Origin of the sequence: Subdoligranulum sp. APC924/74 (assembly GCF_003324125.1) — a bacterium.
GTDB lineage: Bacteria > Bacillota > Clostridia > Oscillospirales > Ruminococcaceae > Gemmiger > Gemmiger qucibialis.
On the sequence record NZ_PSQF01000176.1, the window covers coordinates 1 to 2,381 of the forward strand.

4 protein-coding genes are annotated in these 2,381 nt (G+C 53.2%); 1 reads left to right on the forward strand and 3 read right to left on the reverse strand.

All coding sequences use genetic code 11. From position 1 onward, the window contains the following. The coding region (locus tag C4885_RS16885; RefSeq protein WP_207657617.1) for a hypothetical protein at window positions 1-256 on the forward strand (256 nt) is incomplete at its 5' end. Here the strand turns inward: C4885_RS16885 and C4885_RS15995 are convergent. The 3 genes from C4885_RS15995 to C4885_RS16005 are packed head-to-tail and all read right to left on the reverse strand — an operon-like array spanning window position 204 to window position 2,138. Then, complete coding sequence (locus tag C4885_RS15995; RefSeq protein WP_242979622.1) at window positions 204-1,118, reverse strand: TlpA disulfide reductase family protein; 915 nt, start codon at window positions 1,116-1,118, stop codon at window positions 204-206. The genes C4885_RS16885 and C4885_RS15995 overlap by 53 nt on opposite strands. A gap of 2 nt (window positions 1,119-1,120) precedes the next feature. Then, window positions 1,121-2,002, reverse strand: coding sequence for a 4Fe-4S binding protein (locus tag C4885_RS16000; protein ID WP_114001285.1), 882 nt, complete (start codon window positions 2,000-2,002; stop codon window positions 1,121-1,123). Then, a complete protein-coding gene (locus C4885_RS16005; RefSeq protein ID WP_114001286.1) occupies window positions 1,995-2,138 on the reverse strand; it encodes a CD1871A family CXXC motif-containing protein in 144 nt (47 codons plus the stop codon). The genes C4885_RS16000 and C4885_RS16005 overlap by 8 nt, the downstream gene beginning before the upstream one ends. Window positions 2,139-2,381 lie beyond the last annotated feature (243 nt).

Here is a 2,381-nt window from a genome sequence, read left to right on the forward strand (position 1 = left end):
TATTATCTGCGCTTTTGGCTTGGCATCTGCCGCACCTCGCTCGCCGTATCGGCACTTAGAATTATGCGGTATTGCCTTAGAACTTTTCAAATTCGTTTTGGGAATCGTCCGTGATCGTTACAATATTGCCCTTGAGCTTTTTCAGGTTACGAGCCATTTTTTTGCTTTTCAGGCGTCTTTTTCTTTTTATCGTGCGGCGGCTGTTATTTGCCGGTATCGTTCGCAACAGCATCGGCAATCAGCTTTTCCAGCGTAGCCATATTGGCCTCCTGATCAATGCCGCCCATGATCGGCTCCCCAACGATGTTGCCCTGACGGTCCACAACACAGGTTGTGGGGAAAGCCATGATGCCCAGTGCAAACTTGCCGGCCTCGCTGTCAGGATCAAAGTAGATATTGCGGAAGGATGCGCCTGCTGATTCCAGAATTTTCTTAGCGGTGGCGATATTGTCTGCGTTGCCGTCCAGCGTCTCGGTATTGACGCCGATGACCTCGCCGCCCTGCTCCTTGATGCGCTGGTTGAGTGCGTCAAGGTCATCCATCTCATCCACGCAGGGCTTGCAGCCGCTGAACCAGAAGTTTACAACGGTGAACGCATTGTTGGCAAACAGGCTGCTGTCAACGCTGTTGCCATCAAGGTCCTTGCCCTCAAACTGTGGGAAGGTGCTGCCGTTCTCCGCTGCGCTCTGGCTGGTGGCTTCATCCTGAGGAAGGGCTGTGATCTGATTTTCGATTTCCCGGATCTTATCAGCGTCCGCTTTGAGGGAGGCGTACTCTTCCTCGGTGAACTGATCCTTCGCGTTATCCACGGCATCCATAAGGAAATCGCCGTAATTGTTGTTGAGGGTGGTCTGTGTCACATTTTTGTCCATCGAGGCAAAAACCTTTTCCCACAGTTCATCGTTCGCGGTCAGAATATCGTTTTCCTCTGCCAAAAGCTGCTCCTCGGTTTTGGTCTGTGCGGTGGAGGCTGCTTCACTGCTGGCGGTGGAGGCTGTTTCACTGCTGGCGGTGGAAGCTGCTTCGCTGCCGGCGGCGGTGCCTGCCTGCTGGCTGCCGCAGGCGGCGAGGGAAAATACCAGAACCAGGCTGGTCAAAATTGCTACAATTCGTTTCATACTCAAATCTCCTTATTGTTATCTGCCTTATCGCCAAAGCCGTACTGATAGTGTATCGCCTTGGTCGGGCAGGATTTTATACACATACCGCAACGGATACACTCCGCGTGGTTTGGCGTCTTGGTAATATCCACATCCATCTTGCAGGCCCGCGCACAGGCACCGCAGGATACGCACTTATCGGTGTCCACCCGCATCTGGAAAAGAGATACACGGTTCATGACCGCGTAAAAGGCCCCCAGCGGGCAGAGCCACTTGCAAAATGGGCGGTAAAACACCACACTGGCAACAACGACCGCCAGCAGGATACAGAGCTTCCAGCTGAACAGCTTGCCGAGCGCGGCGCGTATCCCTGCATTGGTCAGCGAGAGGGGGATTGCGCCCTCCAGCACACCCTGCGGGCAGAGATACTTGCAGAAGAACGGATCGCCCATTCCCATCTCATTGACAACAAGCGCAGGCAGCAGCACCACCATGATGAGCAGCACGGCGTATTTCAGATATCGCAGCGGCTTCAGACGCTTGGTGGAGCACTTGGGCGATGGGATCTTATGCAAAAGCTCCTGCAGCCAGCCAAACGGGCAGAGAAAGCCGCAGATAAACCGTCCCAGCAGCACCCCCAATAAAATCAGGATGCCGGTAATATAATAGGAAAATCGGAATTTTGACGAGCCGACCACTGCCTGAAACGAGCCGATCGGGCAGGCCCCCGCCGCACCCGGGCAGGAGTAGCAGTTCAGCCCCGGCACACATACTGTTTTGCCCTTGCCCTGATACAGAACACCCTTGGCAAAATTCGGCAGGTGAATGTTCGTCAGCAGCGCTGCGCCTGCTTGAAACCAGCCCCGGAAACGGGCCAGAAAAGAACCGTTTTTCTTATCCAATGCCAACACACTCCATACACAACCGGATAGCCTTTGCCAACACCGTATCTGCCTCCCCACGCCAGATGCCGAAGCCGATCATCAAAACGGCGGCCAACAGCAGCGCCGACTGGGCGATTGCTTTTTTGTTTATCATTTGCGGTTGCCCCTTTCTGTTTGATGAGAACAGTATACACCCACCGATATAAAATTTCTGCTAAGAAAAAATTAGCACAGACTTTATCGAAATCTGCTATAATGACTATTATAAAGGTATCGCTGCCGTGCTTTTGCCTTGTGCAGCGCCAAAAAACATCTTAGGCATACCGCATAATTCTAAGTGCCGATACGGCGAGCGAGGTGCGGCAGATGCTAAGCCAAAAGCGCAGATAATACTGGA

Bases quoted from the DNA above. Each gene is read 5' to 3' on its own strand.
- C4885_RS15995 (WP_242979622.1), bottom strand. From the start codon at position 1,118: ATGAAACGAATTGTAGCAATTTTGACCAGCCTGGTTCTGGTATTTTCC.
- C4885_RS16005 (WP_114001286.1), bottom strand. From the start codon at position 2,138: ATGATAAACAAAAAAGCAATCGCCCAGTCGGCGCTGCTGTTGGCCGCC.